This window comes from Desulfosporosinus hippei DSM 8344 (assembly GCF_900100785.1).
Taxonomy (GTDB): domain Bacteria; phylum Bacillota; class Desulfitobacteriia; order Desulfitobacteriales; family Desulfitobacteriaceae; genus Desulfosporosinus; species Desulfosporosinus hippei.
In genome coordinates this window covers 232591-257375 of the sequence record NZ_FNCP01000001.1, presented here as the reverse complement: position 1 = coordinate 257375, position 24785 = coordinate 232591, and the positions used below count along the sequence as shown (strand labels likewise).

The window sequence follows — 24785 nt, the reverse complement described above, 5'->3', positions numbered from 1 at the left end:
AAAAGGGGAGTGTTTGGCAATGGCTGAAGAACAGTTAGTAACGTTTAGCTTAGGGTCAGAAGAGTTTGGTGTGGACATAATGCGTGTTCAAGAGATTATTCGGATTCCGCCCATTACTCGAGTACCAAAAGCAGAGGACTATATTGAAGGTGTTATTAATCTAAGAGGAAATGTAATTCCGGTGATCAGTTTGCGTACTCGTTTTGGAATGAGTCGGGTAGAAGAGACTGACTTGAGCCGGATTGTTGTTCTGCAAGTGCAATCAAAGGTGTTTGGGGTTCGGGTGGATGCCGTAACTGAAGTGCTGCGCTTGGATAGTGAGGCCATCGAGCCGCCTCCGCCGATTGCCTTAGGTATGGATTCTCAGTTTATTCGCGGAGTTGGTAAAATCGGGGAACGTTTATTAATCCTCCTGGATCTTGATCATATCATGGGTGGAGAGTTAAGCCATGATGTCAGCGCCTAGGCAAATCGGGGTTCTGATCGTCGATGATTCACCTTTTATGAGATTAACTCTGCAAAAAATTCTCAGTCAAGATCCATCCATTAAAGTTTTAGATACTGCAAAGGATGGGCGTGAGGGGATACTTAAGCTTCAATCTCTTCGTCCGGATGTAATAACTATGGATGTGGAGATGCCTGTCATGAATGGGCTTCAGGCCTTAGACGAAATTATGCGCTGGCAGCCGACTTCAGTAATCATCTTGAGTGCTGTGACAACGGAAGGGGCAGAGTCTACCTTGAAGGCTTTTGATCTAGGTGCAGTAGATGTTGTAGCTAAACCATCGGGAAAACCGGGCGCGGATTTGCAGGTTCTATCTCGTGATTTAGTAGAAAAGGTTAAGGCTGCGGCTTTGGTCAATCTCTCGCGCCTAAGACCTAATAAGGGTATAGCTTCTTCCCAACAGAACCCCTCTACAGCAGCAGTCTCTTCAAGCACTGCAGCAACTGTTCAGCCTGGCATTACGAAGATTACATCAACCAAGTCACCCTCATCGCCTTCGGTTGTAAGCTCAGGAAATGCTTCTCGGACATTTTCGGGGGGGAAGAGTGGAGTGCTGCCTAAACATCCTGTGGAAATTGTGGCCATTGGCACTTCAACAGGTGGCCCCTCTGCTCTGCAAGCGGTATTGCCCGTGCTTCCGAAAAATTTTCCGGTTCCTGTATTAGTTGCCCAACATATGCCTCCCGGTTTTACAGGCCCTCTGGCTCAACGCTTAAATGGGTTATGTGAGCTAAATGTACGAGAAGCAATCAATGGAGAGGTATTAAAAGCGGGAACAGTGTATGTGGCTCCGGCAGGGAAACAACTTCAAGTTCAGCGCCGATCCGGTCAGTTGACCCTTAATATTGGGGATGATGCTCCAATCCCTACTCTTTATCATCCTTCCATTGATGTGATGTTCCTTTCCTTGGGAAAGGAAGTGGGGAAAGGGACTCTGGGAGTGGTTATGACCGGTATGGGAAGTGATGGTACTAAGGGGATGAAAGAGCTTAAGAAACTCGAGGGGTTTGCCATTGCCGAGGCTGAAGAAACCTGTGTAGTCTATGGGATGCCCAGGTCTATAGTGGAAGCCGGGCTTGCCGACCGGGTTGTGCCCCTTGGCGAGATTGGAAAAGCCATTGTGGAATGTGTTATGAGGAGGGGATAAGTCTATGGGGCTCTTTGGAGCGATGGAGATTAGTGCTTCCGGGCTGACTGCCCAGCGCTTAAGGATGGATCTGACAGCCAATAATATCGCCAATATAAATACTACCCGTACCGGAGATCTGACCGCCGCAGGTAATCAGATCCCCTATACCCGCCAAGTTGCTGTGTTTGTTCCTCGTCCTCCGCAAACTGATTTCTCAAAAGTTCTTGGCGAAGCAATGGGCAACGATGTTAGAAACGTTGGCAATGGGGTTCAAGTATCCCGAATTCAAAACGATGCAACTGAACCCTATCGTTTAGAATATAACCCTGACTCACCGGATGCGGCTCAAGTGGCTGAGGCAGGATTGCCGGTAGGGTATGTACGTCAGCCCAATGTGAACATTGTGACAGAAATGGTTGATATGATGACCGCAGCAAGGGCCTATGAAGCTAACGTTACGGCTCTTAATGTCAGTAAGTCAATGGCTACCAAAGCACTTGAAATTGGAAGGGGTTAATTTAGATGAGTGTTCTTCCCATAGCACCTATTATGCCGCTGGGGCCACTAACTGCCGTTAACCCATCCGGCCTTGAGACAACACCTAAGGTTAGTTCCGGGGACGGTGCCCAAAAGGCTGGGGCAGACTTCTCGAAATTCTTAAGTGATGCCCTTAATCAAGTCGATGCATTGCAAACTGAAGGAGATAAAGCCTCAGTGGCCTTAGCGACGGGTCAGGTTCAGGATTTGTCTGAAGTAATGGTAGCTTTAGAAAAAGCCAGTTTGTCTTTGTCTTTGACCGTAGCAGCTCGTGATAAGGTATTAGATGCTTATAATCAAGTAATGCGTATGCAAATTTGATTAAGTGTTAAAAAAATACAATTTAATCAATGTGCATTTTTTCATGATATTATTTTTTTAAAAACACTATAGAAAAGAATTCAGGTTATGTTCTTATATATAGATACGTTTTTACAAATGATTTTCCCGGGGTTATTTAAGTTCAATAATTTCAATGAACAATAATTAATAGAACAAGAGCGAGGAGCATCATGAAGGCTTTCATAATAAGCTTCGAGTATCGATCAAGGCATATTCGAGCTGCCATACCTTCAAAAGCGAAGGTCTTAATTGAAACCTCGCTTTTCGAACATAACTTATCAAAAGAAAGGAGGAGCCAAGGGTGAATTTTTCTTGGGCAAGAATAAAAGAATCGGTACTGACATTTTGGAATAGACTTTCTAGCCCACAGAAAATAATCACTGTGCTTGCTCCTCTTATAGTTGCCGGAGCATTAATATATCTGATTACATGGGCCGGACGACCACAATATGTAGCTCTTTTCACTAAGCTGAGTGATACAGAAGCCGGAGCAATTACTACTAAGTTAAAAGATTTAAAAGCGGATTATCAGCTGGAGGATAATGGATCGACAATTATGGTTCCTCAGCAGTCTGCGGCGGATTTACGATTACAACTTGCCAGTGCCGGACTTCCGCAACAAAGTAAATTTAGTTTTGACAGTTTAGATACCATGCGACTTGGCGAAACAGATGCTGATAGGAAGTTGCGTTATGTTCTCGGCTTACAGAACGAATTGGAGAATACTCTCAAGACATTAAACGGTGTGGAGGATGCCCGTGTACACATTGTAATGCCTGAACCTTCATTATTTGTTGATAGTCAAAAAGCAGCCACTGCGGCAGTGACCTTGAAACTTGTCCCGAGCACCAAACTTGGCGAAGATCAGGTGCGTGCTATCGCTAACTTGTTAGCCGGCTCTATCGAAGGACTGCAACCCGAGAATGTGACGATTGTGGACACTGGCGGAAATGTTTTATCCGATGTTTTGAAAGAAAGCACTGATCCCCAGAAATTAACGGGAACTCAATATCAGCTTAAACAAACCGTTGAAGAAGATACTCGAAAATCATTACAGAGTATGCTGGATCGTGTCCTGGGTTCAGGTAAAACAGTTGTCCGAATCAATGCGGTATTAGACTTTGACCAGAAAAAGATCGTTAAGCAGATTAACGGTCCGGGTGCTGTGGTAAGTGAGCAGAACTCTAATGAAAGTTCGACAAATGGGGCTGCGGGGGCAGCAGGAGGAACACCGGGCTTGGATGCTAACGGTGCTCCAACCTATCCGGCTACCCCAGAACAGAATTCCACATCGACCAAAGCTACCAGTACCAAAAATTACCAAGTAGACACTACCCAAGAAGAACAAGTGGTAAGCCCGGGGAGTGTAAAACGCCTTTCCGTCTCGGTAATGGCTGATGAAGACACTGTCACTCAGGAGCAACTGGAGCAAATTAAGACAATTTTAGCTTCGGCAGCGGGGGTGGACGCCAACCGTGGGGATGATATTCAAGTAGCCGCTATACCCTTCAATAAGTCTGATTTGCAAAATGAGCTGTCAGCAATGGAAGAGGCTAAAAAGCGCCAGCAGCTTATCACCTATGCAGAAATTGGTGCTGCAGCGTTGCTTGGCTTAATTATGTTGATCGCCTTTCTGCGTAAGCGCGCTCGCAAGAAACGTGCTGAGAAAATGTTGGAGTTGAATAGTTCAGAGCCGGTTTCCCTTGCTACCGCAGAACTATTAATGGCTCAACAGAAGGCGGAGGAAGAGGCGGAATTACAATTATCTCAGAAACATGCTAAGTCGGCGGATGAGCTTCAGAGACAGAAGACTAAAGAGGCAGTTGAACTCTATTCCCGCAATAACCCGGATGAGGCGGCCCGTCTTGTTAAAACATGGCTATCGGAGGAGAAGTAGATGGCGCAAGCTTTGAACGGAATCCAAAAAGCAGCGATCCTCATGATTGCTTTGGGTTCCGAAAACTCAGCAAATGTGGTTAAGCACTTGGGAGATCAGGAAATAGAACAATTAACCTTGGAAATGGCCAATGTTGGTAAAATTTCTCCCGAACAACGAGATCATGTCATTGATGAATTTTACCAAATGTGTATGGCTAATGATTACATTTCCCAGGGAGGAATCGAGTATGCGCGGGAAGTGTTGGAACGGGCTCTCGGCGAATCTAAAGCGTTTGAAATCATTAGCCGCTTATCGACTTCACTGAAAATGAGGCCTTTCGATCTTGTGCGCCGAACTGATCCCAAACAGCTTTTTTCCTTTATTCAAGGGGAACATCCTCAGACGATTGCCTTGATCATGACTCACCTCCCCGTGGAAAAAGCTGCCACCTTACTGGCCAGCTTGAGTGCAGATCGGCAAGCAGATGTGGCTAAGCGTATAGCCACAATGGGCCGAACTAGTCCGGAAGTACTCAAAGAAATTGAAAAAGTATTAGAACGTAAAATTTCCAGCTTGGCTCCCACGGATTATACTGCCTCGGGCGGAATTCAAAGTATTGTTGATGTTCTTAATAGGACTGATCCGGGAACGGTTAAAGTCGTCATGGATTCCCTGGAAGTTGAAGATCCTGATTTGGCCGAACAGATTAAGCGGCAGATGTTTGTCTTCGAAGACATCGTTATGCTGGATGACCGCGGTATTCAACTTGTCCTGCGTGATGTTGAAACTAAAGATCTCGGCTTGGCTCTGAAAGGATCAAATCCCGAGGTGGCGCAGAAAATTATGGCCAACATGTCTTCTCGGGCCAGTCAAATGCTCAAGGACGATATGGAGTTTATGGGTCCAGTACGACTACGCGATGTTGAAGAGGCACAGCAGCGTATCGTAAAAGTTATTCGTAAGCTTGAAGAAAGTGGTGCTATCGTTATCTCTAGAGGAGGCAGTGATGAGATTATCTATTAATGGTCGTGTCGTCAAAAGCTGGGATGTAGAGGTATCAACACCGAGAATGGTGGAAAATCATGAAGGGTTCCAACAGTTAGGCAGTTGTTTAGCGGTTCTTACAGTTGGCGAGGAGATTGACGCTACTGAAAAGCCTGATCTGCCTAATTGGAGAGAATCATCAGAGACGAAAGAACAAACTAATCAGATTCTGGAAGACGCTAAAGTAAAGGCGGCCCAAATCATAAGTGATGCTGAAGCTGAGGCCCAGAAAATGCTCGCCCAAGCTGAGGCCCATGTACAGGAACTTCTGGAGCAAGCCCAAGCAGGTCTGGAGCACATGCAGCAGGAGGTTAGAGAGAGCACCAGAGCGGAGATCTATCCAATTGCGAAGGAAGAGGGCTATCAAGAGGGCAGAAAAGCGGGAGAAGCTGAGGGAAAGCGGCTCACCGAAAGTGCCAATCAGTTTTTCCTGCTAGCCCAGAGGGCGGTCCAGGAAGAATACGCAAAAGTTGATAGAGAGTTGCTTCATTTGGCCGTCAAAATTGCTGAGCGAATTGTACGTTCCACCTTAGCAGTTGAACCTCAAAGATTGGTAGCTATTATTCAGTCATTAACTCTGATGCCTTTAGAACGAGAAGGCTGGCGACTCCACGTATCCCCAGATGATGCCCGTTGGCTGGAGGGAAACCTTCCTTGCCCTTGGGTTGTCGATGAGTCGTTAAACTCAGGCGATTGTTTCCTGGAATGTCAAGAGGGAATCTTTGATGGGCGGCTTGAGGCTCAATTAGATAAATTAGAACATACCTTACGAGAGGAGCTCGAACATGGGGGCGTGGAATCTGTTAGCTGAGACTGTGGATCGCTTAGAGCCGTTCTCTGCTCAAGGCAGGGTTTCCAAGATTGTCGGTTTGATGGTAGAATCAGCGGGTCCTCGGGCTAGTGTGGGAGAATATTGCCATATTATTACCCGAGGCGGCCTGGAACTTCCGGCTGAAGTAGTAGGTTTTCGAGATTCGACAACTCTGTTGATGCCTCTGGGAGAGCTTGAAGGAATTGCTCCCGGAGATCGTGTTCTTTCTCAACGGCAAAAGTTGACCGTGCCTGTAGGTCCCGGGCTTCTCGGTCGGATTCTTGATGGCTTGGGACATCCTCTGGATGGTCGCCCGCTTCAGACGATAACAGCATACCCGCTGCAGAACAAACCACCCAGTGCTATCCTGCGTCCTCGAATTCGAGATACACTAAGTGTTGGGGTTAGAACGATTGATGGAATCCTGACAATCGGCCGAGGGCAGAGGATGGGTATTTTCGCCGGGTCAGGCGTAGGGAAAAGTACTCTGCTGGGGATGATGGCTAGAAATACTGTTGCGGATATCAATGTTATTGCCCTGATCGGTGAGCGTGGTCGAGAATTACGGGATTTTATTGAAAAGGATTTAGGTCCGGAAGGCTTAGCCCGATCTGTAATCATTGTAGCTACATCAGATCAACCTGCCTTAGTGCGTTTAAAGGCAGCCCTAACTGCTACTGCTGTTGCAGAGTATTTCAGGGATCAAGGAAAAAACGTTCTCCTTATGATGGACTCGGTGACACGATTTGCTATGGCTCAACGGGAAGTAGGCCTGACTGTGGGAGAACCCCCGGCGACTCGCGGATACCCACCTTCTGTCTTTGCACTTTTGCCAAAGCTGCTGGAAAGAGCGGGCATGGCGGAGGTAGGAAGTATCACCGGGATTTACACAGTGTTAGTGGATGGAGATGACCATAATGAGCCTATCGCCGACTCGGTGCGAGGTATTCTGGATGGACATATTGTTTTAACGCGAGAATTAGCTATGCAGAACATGTTTCCGGCAATTGACATTTTACAATCCGTTAGTCGGGTTATGAATGATGTTGTCAGCCCTGACCAAAAGGCTTTAGCCGGTCAGGTTCGTGAATATATCGCAATTTATCGTGATGCAAAGGATTTAATTGATATTGGGGCGTATACTCCGGGAAGTAATCCAAAGATTGATGCTGCTATTGCACATATGGATCGTATTCAAGGATTTTCTCGGCAAATGGTCGACGAATATGTTATCTATCAGGAGATGCTTAAACAATTGCAAGGGATTTTTAGTTAGGGTGGGCAACGGATAAAGGAGTGAAAGCAATGGCGCGATTTCGGTTTCGCTTAGATGCAAGCCTTCAGATAGCTCAACAGGTCTTCGAATCAGCCCAACAAGAGTACGCTTCGGAACTCCAGCGTTGGCAGAACTACGTTCAAGCCTTAAAGAATCAACAAACATGTTATCACGAAGCCCAAGAAGGCCAGCGGGAGGCCGGACGGCACCGCCCGGAAGAACTGGGAATTTGCCAGGTATATGCATTGGAACAAAAACGGAAGCTTCGTCAATGTGAAGCAAGAGAGCGAGAACAAGAAATTATCTTAGAGAAATCCCGAAATTATTTATTGGAAGCACATCGTGAAGTGGAAAAGTACGAGCGTCTCAAAGAGAAACAAGCAACCGCCTTTCGAGAAGCTGAGTTGCAGAAGGAACAAAAGATACTTGATGAGACTGGACAAGTCCTTCATTGGCTTGGCAGAAAAGCTATCAGTGAACTTGTCTAGTTATAGTAGTTTGTGATTTATGATGATCGGAAGGGATGAAGTTATGATTTATGTTACTCGTTTAAATGGAAAACAATTTGCTTTGAATCCCGACCTAATTGAACTAATGGAAGAAACCCCGGATACGGTCATTACCTTAACGGGAGGAAATAAATACGTGGTATCAGAGGCAATCGAAGTTCTCATCGAACGTATTGCCGAATTCCGCAGACGTTGTTATCAGACTTATAAAGTGGAGGAGCAATAAGATTATGAACCGAAAATCCTTAATTTTTGTGATCCTTGCCTTATTCATAGGAGTGGGTCTTGGAACCGGAGGAACTCTCGGAGTTCAAAAGTTTTTCTTGGGGACTTCGGAGGAAAGTTCTAAGGCTCATGTTAAGGAAACTAAAAAGACCGGACCGTTGCTTCCCATTGGGGAGTTTACAGTGAACTTGCAAGGCGGGGGCTTTCTCAAGGCTTCAATAACCGTCCAAGTGACTGATGATAAGGTAGCGGAGACGTTGAAAGAGGAAGACGCGTTTTTAAAGGACCGGGTCAATACTGTTTTAGCGAATAAAACTCTTGCAGATGTACAAAATTCCACAGGTCGAGAAAAGTTACGTGAAGATTTAGTGGAAAAGCTGAATGAGGTCGCTGAAAATCATGTAACGGATGTGCTGTTTTTATCCTTGGTCTACCAATAACGCGGTTCGATGTTCGGCGTCGAAAAAAACGGGAATACGGGAATCATTGTGCCTAATTATCAAAAGAGTATGTGGTTTTACCACATTTCTGAGAATATAATTCCAACCACGACTAGCGAATATTGAAAATCGAATTGAAGGGGGGGATTTGATGGGAGACGTCTTGTCCCAAGCTGAAATTGATGCTTTGCTCAATGCGCTGTCCGATGGACAAGTCGACGTTGAGGAAATGAAGACAACTAAGACCCAAAAAAGGATTCGAGTGTATGATTTTAAGCGTCCGAATAAGTTTTCCAAAGATCAGATTCACTCCCTGCACAATATTCATGAGAATTTTTGCAGAGGGCTTACAACTTTCTTTTCTGGGAACTTGCATTCGGTTGTTGAGAGTTCAGTTATATCAATTGAGCAAATCACTTATGATGAGTTTATTCGATCCTTGCCCAATCCCACTTGTTTAGCTTTGTATTCCTTAAGTCCTTTAGAAGGTACGCTATTATTAGAGCTTAGCCCATCTCTCACCTTTGCGGTGGTGGACCGTCTTTTAGGGGGACAAGGGGAAGGAACTGAGAAGAATCGAGACCTAACGGAGATAGAAAAGACTATTATTGAAAATCGTTTAGTTCAGATGATTAATATCACTGAAGAGGCATGGGCAGAAGTATACGAGCTAAAACCACAGTTTTTGTCCATGGAGTCAAATCCTCAGTTCACTCAAATTGTTGCTCCCAATGAAATGGTTGTGCTGATTACTCTAGAGGTTAAGATTGGTGAGGCAATAGGGATGATTAATATCTGTATGCCCTATCTCGTACTGGAACCTATCTTAGATAAATTAAGTACTTTTTTCCTCTTTTCTACAGAGGCTAAAGTCACATCTCCCGAACAAGTACAAGCGATTCGCAAAAAAATTGAATGGGCTAAGGTGGATATGGTCGCTTTCCTGGGTCATTCAGAGATTCTAGTCAGAGACCTGTTGGAGCTGGCTAAAGGGGATGTCATACCATTGAATCAATCCGTAAAGGATCCGTTGCCAATCTATGTGGGAGATTTCATGAAATTCAAATCTCTTCCGGGGTTACACGGAGAACATCTGGCTGTTCAGATTACAGAAATTATTGAGGAAGGAGGGGAACAAGATGGGTAGTGGATCTCTCACCCAAGAAGAGATTGACGCGTTGTTACGGGGAACCTTAGAACCAGACCTGGATACACCGGCTGAATCAGAACCGGTAATACCTATAACGGCATCAGTAGCTGCTTCGGCAGCATTTGACGTTCTTAATGAGATGGAACAAGATACTCTGGGGGAAATCGCCAATATTTCCATGGGTACTGCAGCCACCACATTATCGCAGCTCTTAGGCAAAAAGGTTGATATTACAACTCCGAAAGTCGATTTGACGACCTCAGAACAGATTCGTCAGGATTATCCGATCCCTTCCGTAATATGTGATGTCAAATATAAAGTTGGAATTGAGGGCTCGAATCTCTTGATTCTTTCCCAACGGGATGGGGCAGTAATTGTTGACCTAATGATGGGAGGGGACGGGAAAAGTCCTTCCCCCGAGCTTTCCGAACTTCAGATAAGCGGTATTTCCGAGGCAATGAACCAAATGATGGGTTCTGCGGCTACTTCAATGTCAACTATGTTTAATGCCATGGTAGATATTACTCCGCCGAATTTAGTCCTTAACGATATGGTGGATGGCAAAGATGTCATACATGACTTCCTGCCTCTTGAAGAACCTCTAGTTCGGATTTCTTTCCGAATGGTTGTGGAAGATGTTATTGACAGTACTCTTGTTCAAGTGATTCCTGTCAGTGTAGCCAAAGGGATGGTCGATAAGCTGATGGGGGCAATGGGGGGGGGCAGCTCCACGGCTTCAACCGCAGAGTCTGCTGCCACTTCTCAACCGTCACCAGCTCCTGTACCGCCTGCTTATGCTGCTTATGATAATCTTCAGGCATCTCCACCGCCAGTCTATCAAACTCCGGCCTATGATACGTCACCCTATCCGTCACCCAATGATTATCCCGCCTATGGAATGGGTGGTCAGCCTAATGGTCAGTATAGTAACCAGCCGAGAGTTCAGACGCCTGTTCAACCCGCTCAATTTGCACCGCTTCAGCCAGGTTCGCCGATGCCCCACCCTGATAATCTAAGTTTAATTTTAGATGTGCCCTTGCAGATAAGTGTTGAATTGGGGAAAGCGAAAAAGACCATTAAGGAAATCCTTGATATGGGACCGGGATCAGTCATAGAGCTGGATCGCTTAGCAGGTGAGCCTGTGGATATGATTGTTAATGGTAAGTTAATAGCCAAATGCGAGGTTGTTGTGATTAATGAGACCTTCGGGATAAGAATTACGGACATTGTACATCCGTTAGAACGGATGAATTCTCTAAAATAGTGCCACTTATAAAAGTGAGCATTGGAAAAGATAAAGGAGGAAATGCTAATGAGTGCCACAATTATGATCGTTGACGATGCTGCATTTATGAGAATGATGGTTAAGGACATTTTACTGAAGAATGGGTTTAATGTAGTTGGTGAGGCTGAAAATGGAGCTGTTGCGGTAGAGAAGTATAAGGAACTGCAACCGAACCTTACAATTATGGATATCACGATGCCGGAAATGGATGGACTTCAAGCAGTTAAAGAAATTCGTAAATTTGATGCCAAGGCACGGATTATAATGTGCAGTGCAATGGGGCAGCAATCCATGGTTATTGAAGCGATTCAATCCGGAGCTAAAGACTTCGTGGTTAAGCCTTTTCAAGCGGAACGCGTTGTCGAGGCTGTTACGAAGGCCCTGAAATAATATGTTTAACGAAGGCCTGCCGTTTCCTTCAAATGAAACCGCTCCGGTGGTTACACAGTCTGTTTTCTCATGGTGGGGGCTTCTGGGCACGTTAGTGGTTTTTCTAATTATTTTGTTTGTATCTCTTTGGATTCTTAGGCGTCTTAATAAGGCTAACCTGCGAACCATGAGTGCGCCATGGGCCAGGGTTCTGGATCGACAGATGTTAAGTGGACAACAAAGTTTGTATCTCGTAGAAATTGCTGGTCAGCTGCAAGTTCTCGGAGGCTCAGATCACCACTTGGTGAAAATCAGTGAAATCAATGATCCACAGGTTGCCGCTGAGATTTTGGAAGAGATTGCCACACGTCCTACTGAAAGAGTGGAAGGGTGGTTTCAAACGGTTCACAGCCTTTGGAAAAGAAGGTCACGATCAAAAGATCCATTCTCTGATGAATTGGAACGCTTGCTTGAGGAGGTCGAAAAATAGTGTCTTCTTCAGGCCGGAAAATTAAGCTATTCACATTAGGTCTATCTCTTGGCCTGATAGGTCTGGGAGTGTTGTCTAATCCCGAAATCGCCTGGGCTGCAGGCTTATCCTTAGATTTGGGAACTTCAGCAACGGAACAAACGGGTACCTCTTTACAGATTCTGATGCTTCTAACCGTCCTTTCCTTAGCTCCGGCCATTCTCATGATGATGACCTCTTTTACCCGGATTATTATTGTGTTGTCATTTGTAAGAAACGCCTTAGGAACTCAGCAATTGCCTCCCAACCAAGTACTGGTGGGTCTGTCACTTTTTCTCTCCTTCTTTATCATGGCCCCCACTTGGAACCAGATTAATGCCAATGCTATACAGCCCTATATGCAGAATCAGATCACTCAGAGTGAAGCTATCGATAGGGCGGAAGAGCCTCTGAGGATGTTTATGTTTAAGCAGACACGGGAAAAGGATTTAGAACTTTTTGTAGGGCTATCTAAGATGGAGCGACCAAAAACCTATAGGGAAGTTCCCACTTATGTTCTCATACCGGCCTTTGTGATCAGCGAACTGAAAACAGCTTTTCAAATGGGTTTTGCCATATTTATTCCCTTTATTGTTATCGATATGATTGTGTCCAGTACCTTAATGTCAATCGGTATGATGATGCTTCCTCCGATGATGATTTCTCTGCCGTTTAAACTACTCCTCTTTGTCTTAGTAGATGGCTGGCATTTGGTGGTTGAGTCTTTGGTAAACAGCTTTAAATAGTAGAAAGGGGGCAAAACAGTGAGCCAAAACCAGGTGCTGTATATGGCAAGAGAAGCGGTAGGAGCGGTACTTCTTGTAGGAGGCCCAATTCTGGGAGTTGCCTTATTAGTGGGTCTTCTGGTCAGCATCTTTCAATCTATGACTCAAATTCAGGAGCAAACACTTTCCTTTATACCTAAAGTAATCGCAGTAGCTGCCGTAATGCTCTTATTGGGCCCCTGGATGCTTTCTGTTTTAACAGTCTACACTACGAATTTACTCACTCAACTGGCAACCTTCGGAGGTATGTGAACTCGTGGTTCATGATTAGTAGTTCTTAGTTTAGTACGAATGATACTATGAACCTTTGAACTGCTGATTTCCAATCTCCAATCTCTAACTTACCTCTTGACTTCGAACCACGAACATCGAACCACGAATATCGAGTTGGGGGGGTGAAAAATTTGAGTATGGCCCAGTTGCTCCAATGGAATTTGTCCTTATTTATACTGATCTTATCTCGCTGGGCTGGCATGATCATGTTAGCTCCCGTCTTTGGGGCCAGAGGTGTCCCTGGGTTGGTGAGATTGGGGTTGGCTGCAAGCATCACTCTGATTCTTTATCCGCTCATACACGCTGCCAATCCATCAATTCCTAATGAGTTGTTTCCTTATGTTGCAGTGGTGATTAAAGAAGTTTTGGTTGGATTAGTCATTGGGTTTTTAATTTATTTACTAACTGCAATTTTACAAGGGGCAGGGCAGTTAATTGATTTTCAAATGGGCTTTACCATGGGGGCAGCGATTGACCCGGTCTATGGAGTACAAAGCCCTATGATGGGTAACTTCCAAATGATTTTGGCGACCATGCTTTTACTGTCAACTAATTCCCATCACTATTTAATTGCCGCCATGGTCAAGAGCTATGCCTATATTCCTATTAACCCTACAAATTTGCCAAGTAATTACCTTTTTTATGCCCAGATTGTCGGTGAAGTTTTTTCATTAGCTGTTCAACTAGGAATGCCGATTTTTGGAGCACTCTTGGTCTCTGATGTTGGCGTAGGACTTTTATCCAGGACTGTACCCCAATTAAACATTTTTTCAGTTATTTTTCCGGTTAAAATTGTCTTTGGACTTTTAATTTTATTCCTTTCTCTTCCCTTTTTTGGGGAAGCCGTTGCCAATTTGTTTAATATAAATATGTCTTGGGTTCTAAAACTTTACCAGGGGTGGAAGCAGTGAGTGAAAAGAAACATCCCGCCACGCCAAGGCGCAAAGAGGAAGCGAGGAAAAAGGGACAGGTTTTTAAGAGCCAGGAAGTTATTTCTGCCTTAATGCTTGTCGGTCTTGTAGCTCTTCTTAAGTTTTGGATTCCATCCATGCTGATTCGTATGGAGCATTTATTTCCCTATGTGCTGGGTCTTTCGTCAGAATGGACCGAAGGTTCTGTGGCAAGCCTAATGCTAAACATTCTTTGGTTAGGTATTCAGATAATGGGGCCGATTTTTGGCACAGGTCTTGTGATTGCTTTGTTCTCAAACTACATTCAGGTTGGAGTGCTTTTTACCTTTGAGTCTATGAAGCCACAAATCTCTCGTCTTAGTCTGATTAGTGGTGCTAAAAGGATGTTCGGTGTCAAGGCTTGGGTTGAACTTGCGAAATCGTTGATGAAGGTGTTGCTAATAGGTTATTTCCTATATGCCAGTGTTCGTGATCGTCTTCATATCTATCCTGCTCTGCAACAACTCAGCGTGGGACAAGGGGCAGTTTTTCTGGGGGAAGCCTTGATGGAACTTGCCTGGAAAATATCCCTGTCTTTTTTAGGGATTGCAGCCTTTGATTATATCTATCAACGCTGGGAATACGAAAAGAACCTGCGCATGTCTCACGAAGACTTGAAGCAGGAGTATAAACAGACTGAGGGAAACCCAGAATTAAAAAGTGAGCTAAAGAAACGACAACGGGCAATATCCATGAGCAGGATGATGCAGGATATGAAACAAGCAGATGTAGTGGTAACTAATCCAACTCACTTTGCAGTTGCCCTTCGTTACGATGCTAAAGTACAGAGCGCCCCCTTCGTTGTGGCCAAAGGTCAAGACCAGGTTGCCCTGAAAATGAGGGAATTGGCCAAGGAATATGGGATTGTGATTATGGAAAACAAGCCGCTGGCCCGTGCTCTGTATGCACAGGTTGAGATTGGGCAGGGCATACCGGCGGATCTTTATAAGGCCGTTGCTGAGGTTTTGGCATTTGTTTATCGGTTGAAGAAGAAAAAGAGGGCATCCGGGGCATGAATCAATTTGGGGACATGAATGGAATGAAATTGTACGTTCACTAAAGCTTCTAAAAGTGGGTATGTGGGATTGGCTTGATGGTTCATTTGGGAGAAAGGAGGAAGGATCATGGCTACGAGTGTTAAGAAGCGGATTTTAGATAATACAGATGTTATTGCGGCCTTGGGTCTGGTAAGTATCGTGGTCATGATGGTTGTTCCTTTGCCGTCGGTGCTGTTAGACATACTGATTACCTTAAATATTACTGCCTCAGTTTTGACCCTAATGCTGGCGATTTTTGCTCAGGATCCCTTAGAGTTTTCTTCACTACCTTCCCTATTGCTGACGTTGACTTTGTTTCGGCTATCTTTGAATATCTCGGCGACTCGTCTCATTCTCCTGGATGGCCATGCCGGTGAGATTATTCAGCAATTTGGTGAATTTGTCATACGGGGAGATGCTGTCGTTGGTTTTATCATCTTTATTATTTTGGTTCTTGTCCAATTTATTGTTATTACCAAAGGAGCCGAACGTGTCTCGGAAGTGGCGGCCCGCTTTACCTTAGATGCCATGCCGGGAAAACAAATGTCTATTGATGCAGACCTGAATGCTGGGATGATCAATGAACTGCAGGCTCGTGACCGGCGTAAAGCGATTCAACAGGAAGCGGACTTTTATGGTGCAATGGATGGTTCCACCAAGTTTGTTAAAGGGGACGCTATTGCTGCAATCATTATTTTGTTTATTAATATTATCGGGGGTTTCGTTACCGGAGTTCTGGTGCAAGATATGCCCATGTTGGAAGCACTTCATAAATACACTTTGCTGACGATTGGTGAAGGCCTTGTTTCTCAGATTCCAGCCCTCCTGATTTCTACAGCTACCGGTTTAGTAGTTACCAGGGCTGCCTCGGAAAGTAACCTGGGAAGCGATTTGTTCAAACAATTGTTCACAAAACCGAAGGCCTTATTCATTACAGCCGGAGTGTTAAGTATGCTGGCCTTACTGGGTTTGCCCAAACCTCCATTGTTTATGGTGTCTGCAGCGTTGATTGGTGTGGGAGTGATGCTGCAGAGAAACTCTAAGGTATCTGTGGTTGAGGAATCGGCAGCAGCCCGGGAGACGGAAATTGAAGAGAGCAAGAAACCGGAGAATGTCTTAAACCTTTTACAGGTTGATCATATGGAACTCGAATTAGGTTATGCCCTCATCGCTTTGGTTGATGTCCAACAAGGTGGTGACCTGCTGGATCGAATTGTTCTGATCCGCCGTCAGATTGCCAGTGAATTGGGTTTTATAGTTCCCGTAATCAGGGTTCGAGATAATATGAATTTACAGCCCAATCAATATGTCATTAAGATTCGCGGGGCAGAAATCGCCTCGGGAGAGATTTTGGCAGATCATTACATGGCTATGAGCGGAGGCTTTGATGACGAAGGGATCCCGGGTACTCCGACGAAAGAACCAGCCTTTGGACTTGATGCTAAATGGATTAACTCCATGTACCGTGAGCAAGCAGAGCTTAATGGCTGGATGGTTGTTGATGCACCTACTGTCTTGGCAACCCATATTACGGAAGTGATCAAAACTCAAGCCTGGGAAATCCTGAGCCGTCAGGATGTTAAAACTCTTATCGAGCATGCTAAGGAATTAGCCCCGGCGGTAGTCGATGAATTAATTCCAGACTTGCTCAGTCTGGGTCAGGTTCAAAAGGTTCTTGCCAATTTGCTTCGAGAACGAGTCTCTATCCGAGATATGGTTTCTATCCTTGAAACCCTCTCAGACTATGCCCAAGGTACAAAGGACATAGACCGCTTGACAGAACATGTCAGGCAGGGCTTGGCTCGGCAAATTTTGCAACCGTTACTTGGGAAGGATAAAAGCTTACCTGTAATGACCTTGGATCCACAGATTGAGCAGCAAATTTTAGATAGCATTCAACCTTCAGATTATGGGACTTATTTAGCCCTTGACCCCAAGATTTTGCATGTGCTCATGAAAAATCTTACTCACGAGGTGGAGAAGGTCGTTCTTAAAGGCTTAACTCCGGTGATTGTCTGCGCTCCGCTGGTAAGGATAAATTTAAAGAGGGTCACAGAGCGACAGCTTCCGCAACTCATGGTGCTTTCATATAATGAATTGGTCCAGGGAGTACAAGTACAAGCTGTAGGAATGGTGGGGATGGATCGTGCGAGTTAGACGATTTGTAGGAGATAATGTGTCGGAAACAATGGGGAAAGTAAAAAGGGAATTGGGATCTGATGCAGTTATCCTTCAGACCCGTGAATTTAACGATGGAGGGTTCTTTGGCCTGTTTGGCAAAAAGAAAGTGGAGATTACTGCTGCTATAGAAGAAGCACCGGTCATAGCTCAGAAAACCTCAGCCTCTAACTTTGGGCATGGGCATGATGCCGAAGTAGTAAAACCGCCTTTGCCCAGACAGGTACATGATACAAAAGAACAATCTCCCGATCTTCAAGCTGAAATTAAGTCTATGCGTCTCTTGCTTGAGCAAATGAACAAACAAATGAAAGAGCGACCGGACTTCAGAGAGGAAAAAAATGATTGGCCGTCTGCTCTTCAGAGATGGGTAGATTATTTGCTGGGGCGAGGAATAAGTGAGAATCTGGTGAAGCGTTTGGTTAGTCACGTCCAACATACTTTGACCTCAGAAGAATGGACTGATGATGCCAAGGTTTACTCCCGTCTGGAAACTAATATCTGTCAGCTATGCGGACAAATTGGACTTATTCAACCTGGAATTGAGAGGCCACGGATAGTAGCCCTAATTGGGCCTACCGGGGTAGGGAAAACAACGACCATCGGTAAACTTGCCGCCGGTTTCAGTATTGTGGATAAACGCAAAGTTGCCTTGATTACTGCTGATACTTATCGGGTTGCAGCTGTGGAACAACTGAAAACCTTCGGAGAAATTATTGGGGTACCGGTTGAAGTTGTCATGACTCCCTCAGGCTTAAGTGAGGCCTTACAACTTCATTCAGATAAAGAACTTATATTTATAGATACTGCTGGGCGGAGCCCACACCATGAATTGCATATGTCAGAACTGCGTTCTTTCTTAGATGAAGCCCAGCCTGACTTTACTATGCTTGTTATGAGTGCCAGCACTCAATCGGCAGATCAGTATCGGATCTATAAGCGATTTGAAGATTTGACTACACATTTGATTTTTACCAAATTGGATGAGACAGGCAGTGCGGGATCGATCCTAAATTTGATAGGGCAGACGACACTGCCAACTGCCTATCTGACAAATGGACAGAATGTCCCTGATGACATAGAGGCAGCGACCCCTCAGCGTTTGGCGCGCTATATAATTGGGGAGGAAATGCCTCATGCATGATCAGGCTAGTGCATTGCGAGATTTGGCATCTCGTGAAAATACCAGACAAAGTAAAATGAGAGTAATTGCAGTAACCAGTGGCAAGGGTGGGGTCGGTAAAACTAGTTTTACTGTAAATTTAGCTCTCGCCTTAGCCGAATATGGGCAACGTGTTGTTATCCTGGATGGAGATTTAGGTCTTGCTAATGTGGATATAGCCTTTGGTCTATCAGCCCGTTATACAATCGAGCATTTGTTATCCGGGGAAAAGACTATAGAAGAGATATTGCTGATTGGTCATCGCGGGATTGGCATAATACCTGGGGGATCCGGGGTGCAAAAGTTAGCTGATTTAGAAAGGGATAAATTAAGAAATGTCATTGCCAATCTAGGGCGTTTAGAAAAGATGACAGATCTGCTGATTATTGATACAGGAGCGGGGTTAGGTCACATCGTTATTAACTTTTTACAGGCCGCTGATGATGTGATTTTGGTAACAACCCCGGAACCGACGGCCTTAACAGATGCTTATGGTTTGCTGAAATCTTTACGAGTGGAAGCCGGCGATGTTCCGATTCACTTAGTCGTTAACAAAGTGCGCTCAGAAGCAGATGCCTTGGCAACGTACAAACGTCTGGAAACTGCTGTTCAGAAATTTTTAGATGGCTCTCTAAACTATTTAGGATATATCTACGATGATTCCTTTGTAGGTCGTTCAGTTATGCAGCAGGATCCTCTGGGAATTAGTTATCCAGACAGCGGAGCCTATAAGTGCATTCAGTGGATTGCCGGTAAAGTTGCCGGGATATATGTCCATCCACCTCGTCAAGCCGGAGGGGTAAGAGGGTTTTTGAGTAAGTTGTTAAGATCATTTTGAATTAGTCCTCCCTACAGACAAAGATGTGTGAACCATTAATCAGGTTATATTCGAACTACGAACATCGAACCTCGAACTACGAAAAGGGGGTGACAACTTGTCATATAAAAAGAAGCTTTTACACGGACTGGCGGTAGAACTTGCCGTATTAGAAGGGGAGTATCAAGGGAATTACCGCACAAAAATTGAAGAAGTAGGTGAAAGACTCCTTTCTGTAGGAGTTCCCTTTGAACATGGCGAGTTGGTTCCTGTACGCGAGGGTACTAAAGTAAAGATAACTTTTTGTGATGAAACAGCTGTCTATTCCTTTGAAGGAAATATTATGCAAAGGATTGCAGTACCGGTTCCTATATTGGTTTTGGTATTGCCTGACACTGTAGAAAAAGTTCAGCGACGACATTTTGTCAGAGTCCCAGCCTCTTTCCCTGTTTCCTTTAGAATGGTGACACGAGAGGGGTTAAGTGATCTTTACAAAGCAATAATGCTTGATTTAAGCGGTGGAGGAATGCGGTTTTCTACAAGAGAACTCGTAGAAAATAGAGCCTTGATCTATGCGCAATTTTCTTTACCCAATGGGGAGATCCAGACCCCCGTACGTGTCTGTCGGGTTGTCAGGATCGAGGATACTAAAAAATATAGTGTTTCAGTTGAATTTCATGAAATCTCAGAACGTGAACGAGATAAGATTATTCGCTGCGTCTTTGATATTCAAAGGGCAATGCGTAAGAAAGGTTTGGTGTAAATGAAGATTACACAATTCCAATTGGACGCTTTACGTGAAATCGGAAACATAGGATCTGCCCATGCAGCGACAGCATTATCAACCCTTTTGCAACGTCGTATTGACATGTCCGTACCTGAAGTTTGGGCGGTTCGTTTTGAGGAGCTTTCAGCAATTGTTGGACAGTTGGATGATCCTCAGGCAGTGATCTACGTTAAAGTTGAGGGAGATGCTCCCGGAAAAGCAGTATTTTTCTTTCCGGTAGAAAGCGCAGAAATCGTGGTGCAGTTATTATTCGGAACCAACGAACCGATGGATCTTTATATGGGAGAAATGGCCCAATCGGCTTTAAAAGAAGTGGGAAATATCTTAGTGAGTTCTTTTATTATGGCCTTAACCCAATTTTCAGGAATCCCTCTTCAACCTTCGGTACCTGCTTTGGCAGTGGACATGATTGGAGCAAGTTTAGATGCGATTTTCCTCGAAGAAGGGGTACTTGATGACACGGTCTTATTTATTGATACACAGCTTACGGGAATTCCTAAAATCGAAGGACAATTTATCTTTTTACCTGAAGAAGGGTCATTGAAGAAATTGTTGGGGGCCATGGGAGTATGAATGATGTAATTACTGTTGGGATGGCTGATTTTAAAACGGCTGTTGCTCCGATTCTATTATTAACCGCTGGATTAGGGTCTTGTATCGGAATCTGTGTTCATGATCCGCTACTAAAAGTTGGTGGGATGGCTCATATTATGCTGCCAACGGCTAATGGAAGCCTGGGGGGCAACCCTGCAAAATATGCAGATACAGCACTGGAGTTATTAGTTAGAGATATTATGAGTATGGGAGCCAGTAAGTCTCGTCTGCGGGCTAAAATGGCTGGTGGTGCCCAGATGTTTTCATTTCCGGGAAAACCACCGGTTCTTAAGATTGGGGATCGCAATGCTGAGGCAGTTGAGCAGGAACTTAAGAGGCATGGTATTCCTCTTTTGGTAGCGGATGTGGGCGGAAGTTTTGGTCGCACGATTCATTTCAATGTGGGGACAGGAGACTTGCATATCAGAACGATTAATCATGGAGAAAAGGTGGTTTAATGAACCTCCAGAACAGAGAACTATACCAGGTTTGGTCTATGCGCCTCTCTATAGGTATTATGATTATTGTCTTAGTCCTAAGCTGGCTTAATGAGATTAAGCTCTTTGATTTAATGATTCGGGCAGCAATTTCCTTTGGGGTTATGTACTTATTGATGACAGGAACACTTACTTTGTTTGAAAGGACTGCTCCTCAGAAACCTGAAGAGGGCGAAATTGATCCTGATAACGGACGTGGGGCAAATATTGATTTCTCAGTTGGAGATGATGAGCTTCAAGCTCCATCGGGACAACAGGCGGGATTTCCTGGGCAGGTTGACCGTAATCTAAGTTCTGGGCTTCCGGATAGCGAGCGTCAAGCTGAAATTGTAAAACGGATGGGTTGGGATTAATCGTAGTTCGATATTTGATATTCGTGTTCGAAGGGCAACGATTAGATATCCGCGGCAACTTTTGAAAAAAATCGTAAATGGGGATTATGAGGTTCGAACCACGAACTACGAACCTTGAACCACGATTTGGGGGTGAGTAAGATTTGATACCGAATGCCTATGAAACCGCTTCACGAGTACCTTGGAAACAAGAGCATATTGAGAGATATTTGCCGTTAGTTAAACGAATTGCAGGGCGTTTAGCAATTTCCCTGCCCCCTCATGTCGACGAGGATGATATCATCGGTTATGGTGTCTTTGGTTTACTCGATGCCTTGGAACGATTTGAAGCAGCGCGAGGGTTTAAATTTGAAACTTATGCCACAATTCGTATCCGGGGTGCGATGATTGATGGACTCCGAACTATGGATTGGGTTCCCCATTCGGCAAGGCAGAGGGTAAAAAAAGTTCAAGACGCTTTTGCAGAGTTAGAATATCGGTTGGGCAGGGCGGTTACAGCGGAAGAAGTCGCAGATTTACTTCAAGTAGAGGTCGTCGAAGTTGAAAACATCTTGGCTCAAGCCCAAATTTTAACCTTGACCTCCTTTGATGAAACAACCGTGGATAATGATGGAGATAGCAGTGGCACACCTCTGAATCTGCTTGTAGATACAGAGGCCCAAGATGCTTATCAAGCGGTTGAGAAAGACGAACAAAAGCAGATTCTTGCTGTTGCTATTGATAAGTTACCTGAAAAGGAGAAATTAGTCATCGCCTTATACTATCAGGAAGAATTAACTCTAAAAGAAATTGCTGCAATTATGAAACTTTCTGAATCCAGAATATCTCAGCTTCATTCTCAGGCGATCTTAAGGCTCAGAGGAAGACTTAGTCGACAAAAGAAGAATTTGTTTTAAATAAGGGATCATCCTAATGTTTTAACAAGATTTTGACGATATAAGACTTAGAGTCTTATTGGGAGGTGATGGCTGGTGTCGAATATAAATGTCCTTTCGGATTCCTTCAGGAGCAGAAAAAATCTTGAAACTTCCTCTGAAGGAAAAGTTAGCTCACAAAGCACAGCAAATGCTGCAGCACTCTTTGCATCGTTTCTTGGCGATTTAATCCAACCAAATTCAGATCCGAAAGGGCAGAACTCTAAAGAAGGACAGGATAGCGAAAAAGCACAGAGTGAAGGAGATCCTATTCAGAGCTTAGAAGAATCAAATGGGACGGGGATGCTCGGATATGGCAACTTTGCCTGGTTATTTCAATCACTGCCCATGCTTCAGAGTGATCTTCCGGCAGGCAAGGAAGCCAATTCCGGAGAAATTACGAGTCAGGGAATTGTCAATTCATCATTAGCTGAAGCTGATTTGATGAATCTAATATCACTTAACTCGGATGAGAGTATTGTGTTGAAACGGATGTCGGCACTATACCCTCAGGGGGATAACCCCGGGAACGCGGAATTGGATAAATATAGACAGGTAATAAACGATCTCTTAGTAGCACTATCTGGTACGATAACTGACATCACTCCACAGGAGAGTGCCTCAGCGGTACAAACCACTAGAAACAATGAAATCCAAGAATTGGCGAAGCTGATTCAAGGTTGGACGACAGCACTAGAGAAGGATGGAGAATTAACTAATAATCTAGTTAATTCGACAGTGCCTAAATCGGCTAAAGCAGAAAACCTGAACCTGGAAATAGCTAAGCTTCTTCAAGGATTGATCATGTCTGATGAGATTACTCAAGAGTCGGATAATGTCAATACCTCGAACTCCCAAAATAGCGTAGGCCGAAATAACATAAACCAATTGCTTGAAAGCTTTGCTGACAGCAGTGGTGATAGCAATGGCCCTGAACTAAACGCAAAGACTGCTACTCTTCTGGCAACTCTTTTCCCATTGTTAATGGACAGGGTTCGAGGAGAAAAAGCCCCTCAGAATTCCAAGGAAGGACAACTAAGTAATCTAGTGGGTCAGGCAGAAAATCATGAAGGCAGTCTACTTACACGTAAAGATGGGACTTTTTCAACGAACACTCAACAAAGATCAGAAGGAACAAGTTTTTTGGAACGAGGATTTTTACAGCATTTTAACTCTCTAAGTGAAGAGATTAATAAAGCAAGTCGCCCTAAAACCGACGTATCTGGTATACAAGATGATCAAACTCAACCTTCGAGTCTAGGAGTTGGGTCACCTACGAATATTCTTTCTTTTACTTCTTCTGACGTTAAAACAGCTGGATTACCACTATGGGAGCAGATCTCTGGTGTAGTTCGTGAGCAAGTCATGAGTAATCAACACACTCTGAAAGAATTAGATATTCAACTCCATCCGGAGGAATTAGGAAAGGTTCGCATACTTTTGCGATGGGAAGGCGGGCAAGTACATTTACAGGTACACGCTAATGAAGCGGCTACTGGGCAGCTTCTTCAGAATCAGCTTTCTGAACTGCGCCACAACTTAGTAAACCAAGGTGTGAACTGTGGCTCTCTGGAAATGGGTCAAAACGGAGAACGTCAACAACAACAGCAGGGCGATGAGGCTCGCAGGACATTTCAACAGAATGAACCACTCACTAGTGAAGATGAGAAACAAGATGCTGTCTTCAATAATAGCGTTGGAGATAATCGGATAAATGTCACGGCATAGGAGGCTGCTATGAGTAACATTAATGGGACAACTTACAAAACCTCTTCAACCAGCAATACAAGTGGAAGCCAAGGAATCGTAACAAATGATTCGCTGGGAAAAGACGATTTTCTCAAGTTATTGGTTGCTCAGCTACAAAATCAGGATCCTTTGAATCCTGTAGATAACAAAGAGTCTATTGCCCAATTGGCCTCCTTCAGCTCTTTAGAGCAGATGAACAATATTGCAGCATCCATGGAAACCTTGTCAAAGAGTATGACCTTTTTTTCCCAACAGTCAGCCCTTACCCAAGGTGCGGCGATGATTGGTAAATGGGTAAGCGGAGTAGATATTGACGGAGTCACCGTTATAGAGGGTACTGTCGAAGCAGTAAAGTGGCTTGATGGAGATCCGAAGCTTCAAGTTCGCAAGGCAGATGGATCTTTGAAAGATATCGAATTAGGTCTGCTGACACTTATTAAGGAGCCTACTCCTGTAGTTACTCCGGACGTTGAGGAGCCGACAGAAAATACAGAGGATGAAACAGACCTAGAGCTGGATACGGTATCAGATACAAGCACAGATCAGAACACAGCCCCAGAAACAGATACTAGCATTAATAACGATAATGTTATCAATACAGATTCTGGCACTGATACTGAAATTATTTAAGTCTTTATAAGCCTAACTTAGGTAAAAATAAATAGTCAATGAGGAGGAAA

General features: G+C 44.5%; 29 protein-coding genes. All 29 read left to right on the top strand.

Annotation, left to right across the window (positions count from 1 at the left end; genetic code table 11):
- Positions 1–19 precede the first annotated feature (19 nt).
- The 29 genes from BLS16_RS01265 (at position 20) to BLS16_RS01125 (ending at position 24735) form a co-directional block, all read left to right on the top strand.
- Entirely contained in the window at positions 20–466 is a 447-nt protein-coding gene (locus BLS16_RS01265) for a chemotaxis protein CheW (RefSeq protein ID WP_014904666.1), read from the top strand.
- Positions 453–1652 (top strand): protein-glutamate methylesterase/protein-glutamine glutaminase, encoded by a 1200-nt coding sequence (locus BLS16_RS01260; RefSeq protein WP_092329144.1) that lies wholly within the window; start codon positions 453–455, stop codon positions 1650–1652. The genes BLS16_RS01265 and BLS16_RS01260 overlap by 14 nt, the downstream gene beginning before the upstream one ends.
- 4 nt (positions 1653–1656) lie before the next feature.
- Entirely contained in the window at positions 1657–2151 is a 495-nt protein-coding gene (gene flgC / locus BLS16_RS01255) for a flagellar basal body rod protein FlgC (protein WP_092328872.1), read from the top strand.
- A 5-nt stretch (positions 2152–2156) separates the two neighbouring features.
- A complete protein-coding gene (gene fliE, locus BLS16_RS01250) occupies positions 2157–2492 on the top strand; it encodes a flagellar hook-basal body complex protein FliE (RefSeq protein WP_092328869.1) in 336 nt (111 codons plus the stop codon).
- A gap of 322 nt (positions 2493–2814) precedes the next feature.
- Positions 2815–4410 (top strand): flagellar basal-body MS-ring/collar protein FliF, encoded by a 1596-nt coding sequence (gene fliF / locus BLS16_RS01245; protein WP_092328866.1) that lies wholly within the window; start codon positions 2815–2817, stop codon positions 4408–4410.
- Positions 4411–5415 carry a flagellar motor switch protein FliG gene (gene fliG / locus BLS16_RS01240; protein ID WP_092328863.1) on the top strand — a complete coding sequence of 335 codons (1005 nt, stop codon included), beginning with the start codon at positions 4411–4413 and terminating at the stop codon, positions 5413–5415.
- Positions 5399–6247, top strand: coding sequence for a FliH/SctL family protein (locus BLS16_RS01235; protein ID WP_092328860.1), 849 nt, complete (start codon positions 5399–5401; stop codon positions 6245–6247). The genes fliG and BLS16_RS01235 overlap by 17 nt, the downstream gene beginning before the upstream one ends.
- Positions 6222–7523, top strand: coding sequence for a flagellar protein export ATPase FliI (fliI, locus tag BLS16_RS01230; RefSeq protein ID WP_092328858.1), 1302 nt, complete (start codon positions 6222–6224; stop codon positions 7521–7523). The genes BLS16_RS01235 and fliI overlap by 26 nt, the downstream gene beginning before the upstream one ends.
- Positions 7524–7552: 29 nt before the next feature.
- The gene (locus BLS16_RS01225; protein WP_092328855.1) at positions 7553–8011 is read left to right on the top strand and encodes a flagellar export protein FliJ; all 459 of its coding nucleotides are present in this window, start codon (positions 7553–7555) and stop codon (positions 8009–8011) included.
- A 43-nt stretch (positions 8012–8054) separates the two neighbouring features.
- A complete protein-coding gene (locus BLS16_RS01220; RefSeq protein WP_034598437.1) occupies positions 8055–8258 on the top strand; it encodes a flagellar FlbD family protein in 204 nt (67 codons plus the stop codon).
- A 4-nt stretch (positions 8259–8262) separates the two neighbouring features.
- Positions 8263–8697, top strand: coding sequence for a flagellar basal body-associated FliL family protein (locus tag BLS16_RS01215; RefSeq protein WP_034598438.1), 435 nt, complete (start codon positions 8263–8265; stop codon positions 8695–8697).
- A gap of 151 nt (positions 8698–8848) precedes the next feature.
- Entirely contained in the window at positions 8849–9844 is a 996-nt protein-coding gene (fliM, locus tag BLS16_RS01210) for a flagellar motor switch protein FliM (protein ID WP_092328852.1), read from the top strand.
- A complete protein-coding gene (fliY, locus tag BLS16_RS01205) occupies positions 9837–11111 on the top strand; it encodes a flagellar motor switch phosphatase FliY (RefSeq protein ID WP_092328850.1) in 1275 nt (424 codons plus the stop codon). The genes fliM and fliY overlap by 8 nt, the downstream gene beginning before the upstream one ends.
- Before the next feature lie 48 nt (positions 11112–11159).
- Positions 11160–11522 (top strand): response regulator, encoded by a 363-nt coding sequence (locus BLS16_RS01200; RefSeq protein ID WP_092328847.1) that lies wholly within the window; start codon positions 11160–11162, stop codon positions 11520–11522.
- A 1-nt stretch (position 11523) separates the two neighbouring features.
- A complete protein-coding gene (locus BLS16_RS01195) occupies positions 11524–11991 on the top strand; it encodes a FliO/MopB family protein (RefSeq protein ID WP_092328845.1) in 468 nt (155 codons plus the stop codon).
- Positions 11991–12755 carry a flagellar type III secretion system pore protein FliP gene (fliP, locus tag BLS16_RS01190; RefSeq protein WP_092328843.1) on the top strand — a complete coding sequence of 255 codons (765 nt, stop codon included), beginning with the start codon at positions 11991–11993 and terminating at the stop codon, positions 12753–12755. Before BLS16_RS01195 ends, fliP begins: the two co-directional genes overlap by 1 nt.
- An 18-nt stretch (positions 12756–12773) precedes the next feature.
- Positions 12774–13046 (top strand): flagellar biosynthesis protein FliQ, encoded by a 273-nt coding sequence (fliQ, locus tag BLS16_RS01185; RefSeq protein ID WP_092328840.1) that lies wholly within the window; start codon positions 12774–12776, stop codon positions 13044–13046.
- A gap of 152 nt (positions 13047–13198) precedes the next feature.
- Positions 13199–13978 carry a flagellar biosynthetic protein FliR gene (gene fliR / locus BLS16_RS01180; protein ID WP_092328838.1) on the top strand — a complete coding sequence of 260 codons (780 nt, stop codon included), beginning with the start codon at positions 13199–13201 and terminating at the stop codon, positions 13976–13978.
- A complete protein-coding gene (gene flhB, locus BLS16_RS01175; protein ID WP_092328835.1) occupies positions 13975–15033 on the top strand; it encodes a flagellar biosynthesis protein FlhB in 1059 nt (352 codons plus the stop codon). Before fliR ends, flhB begins: the two co-directional genes overlap by 4 nt.
- A 108-nt stretch (positions 15034–15141) precedes the next feature.
- Positions 15142–17211, top strand: coding sequence for a flagellar biosynthesis protein FlhA (gene flhA, locus BLS16_RS01170; RefSeq protein ID WP_092328833.1), 2070 nt, complete (start codon positions 15142–15144; stop codon positions 17209–17211).
- Positions 17201–18376 carry a flagellar biosynthesis GTPase FlhF gene (gene flhF / locus BLS16_RS01165; protein WP_092328830.1) on the top strand — a complete coding sequence of 392 codons (1176 nt, stop codon included), beginning with the start codon at positions 17201–17203 and terminating at the stop codon, positions 18374–18376. Before flhA ends, flhF begins: the two co-directional genes overlap by 11 nt.
- Positions 18369–19232, top strand: coding sequence for a MinD/ParA family protein (locus BLS16_RS01160; protein ID WP_092328828.1), 864 nt, complete (start codon positions 18369–18371; stop codon positions 19230–19232). Before flhF ends, BLS16_RS01160 begins: the two co-directional genes overlap by 8 nt.
- A 97-nt stretch (positions 19233–19329) precedes the next feature.
- Complete coding sequence (locus tag BLS16_RS01155) at positions 19330–19974, top strand: flagellar brake protein (protein ID WP_092328825.1); 645 nt, start codon at positions 19330–19332, stop codon at positions 19972–19974.
- A complete protein-coding gene (locus BLS16_RS01150) occupies positions 19975–20571 on the top strand; it encodes a chemotaxis protein CheC (RefSeq protein WP_014904642.1) in 597 nt (198 codons plus the stop codon).
- A complete protein-coding gene (locus BLS16_RS01145) occupies positions 20568–21050 on the top strand; it encodes a chemotaxis protein CheD (protein ID WP_092328823.1) in 483 nt (160 codons plus the stop codon). Before BLS16_RS01150 ends, BLS16_RS01145 begins: the two co-directional genes overlap by 4 nt.
- Positions 21050–21442 carry a hypothetical protein gene (locus tag BLS16_RS01140; protein WP_092328820.1) on the top strand — a complete coding sequence of 131 codons (393 nt, stop codon included), beginning with the start codon at positions 21050–21052 and terminating at the stop codon, positions 21440–21442. Before BLS16_RS01145 ends, BLS16_RS01140 begins: the two co-directional genes overlap by 1 nt.
- Before the next feature lie 143 nt (positions 21443–21585).
- Entirely contained in the window at positions 21586–22338 is a 753-nt protein-coding gene (locus BLS16_RS01135) for a FliA/WhiG family RNA polymerase sigma factor (RefSeq protein ID WP_092328818.1), read from the top strand.
- 75 nt (positions 22339–22413) lie between these two features.
- Complete coding sequence (locus tag BLS16_RS01130; protein ID WP_092328815.1) at positions 22414–24084, top strand: flagellar hook-length control protein FliK; 1671 nt, start codon at positions 22414–22416, stop codon at positions 24082–24084.
- A gap of 9 nt (positions 24085–24093) precedes the next feature.
- On the top strand, positions 24094–24735 hold the full coding sequence (locus BLS16_RS01125) for a flagellar hook capping FlgD N-terminal domain-containing protein (protein WP_092328812.1): 642 nt from the start codon (positions 24094–24096) through the stop codon (positions 24733–24735).
- Positions 24736–24785: the final 50 nt, after the last annotated feature.

What these genes read in the sequence shown, in the direction of transcription:
- BLS16_RS01215 (WP_034598438.1), top strand. Translation starts at nt 8,263, where the DNA reads ATGAACCGAAAATCCTTAATTTTTGTGATCCTTGCCTTATTCATAGGA.
- BLS16_RS01260 (WP_092329144.1), top strand. Translation starts at nt 453, where the DNA reads ATGTCAGCGCCTAGGCAAATCGGGGTTCTGATCGTCGATGATTCACCT.
- BLS16_RS01220 (WP_034598437.1), top strand. Translation starts at nt 8,055, where the DNA reads ATGATTTATGTTACTCGTTTAAATGGAAAACAATTTGCTTTGAATCCC.
- fliE (WP_092328869.1), top strand. Translation starts at nt 2,157, where the DNA reads ATGAGTGTTCTTCCCATAGCACCTATTATGCCGCTGGGGCCACTAACT.
- fliI (WP_092328858.1), top strand. Translation starts at nt 6,222, where the DNA reads ATGGGGGCGTGGAATCTGTTAGCTGAGACTGTGGATCGCTTAGAGCCG.
- BLS16_RS01125 (WP_092328812.1), top strand. Translation starts at nt 24,094, where the DNA reads ATGAGTAACATTAATGGGACAACTTACAAAACCTCTTCAACCAGCAAT.
- BLS16_RS01195 (WP_092328845.1), top strand. Translation starts at nt 11,524, where the DNA reads ATGTTTAACGAAGGCCTGCCGTTTCCTTCAAATGAAACCGCTCCGGTG.
- BLS16_RS01235 (WP_092328860.1), top strand. Translation starts at nt 5,399, where the DNA reads ATGAGATTATCTATTAATGGTCGTGTCGTCAAAAGCTGGGATGTAGAG.
- BLS16_RS01150 (WP_014904642.1), top strand. Translation starts at nt 19,975, where the DNA reads ATGAAGATTACACAATTCCAATTGGACGCTTTACGTGAAATCGGAAAC.
- fliM (WP_092328852.1), top strand. Translation starts at nt 8,849, where the DNA reads ATGGGAGACGTCTTGTCCCAAGCTGAAATTGATGCTTTGCTCAATGCG.
- flgC (WP_092328872.1), top strand. Translation starts at nt 1,657, where the DNA reads ATGGGGCTCTTTGGAGCGATGGAGATTAGTGCTTCCGGGCTGACTGCC.
- BLS16_RS01140 (WP_092328820.1), top strand. Translation starts at nt 21,050, where the DNA reads ATGAACCTCCAGAACAGAGAACTATACCAGGTTTGGTCTATGCGCCTC.
- flhA (WP_092328833.1), top strand. Translation starts at nt 15,142, where the DNA reads ATGGCTACGAGTGTTAAGAAGCGGATTTTAGATAATACAGATGTTATT.
- fliY (WP_092328850.1), top strand. Translation starts at nt 9,837, where the DNA reads ATGGGTAGTGGATCTCTCACCCAAGAAGAGATTGACGCGTTGTTACGG.
- BLS16_RS01265 (WP_014904666.1), top strand. Translation starts at nt 20, where the DNA reads ATGGCTGAAGAACAGTTAGTAACGTTTAGCTTAGGGTCAGAAGAGTTT.
- fliG (WP_092328863.1), top strand. Translation starts at nt 4,411, where the DNA reads ATGGCGCAAGCTTTGAACGGAATCCAAAAAGCAGCGATCCTCATGATT.
- BLS16_RS01160 (WP_092328828.1), top strand. Translation starts at nt 18,369, where the DNA reads ATGCATGATCAGGCTAGTGCATTGCGAGATTTGGCATCTCGTGAAAAT.
- BLS16_RS01200 (WP_092328847.1), top strand. Translation starts at nt 11,160, where the DNA reads ATGAGTGCCACAATTATGATCGTTGACGATGCTGCATTTATGAGAATG.
- BLS16_RS01145 (WP_092328823.1), top strand. Translation starts at nt 20,568, where the DNA reads ATGAATGATGTAATTACTGTTGGGATGGCTGATTTTAAAACGGCTGTT.
- BLS16_RS01225 (WP_092328855.1), top strand. Translation starts at nt 7,553, where the DNA reads ATGGCGCGATTTCGGTTTCGCTTAGATGCAAGCCTTCAGATAGCTCAA.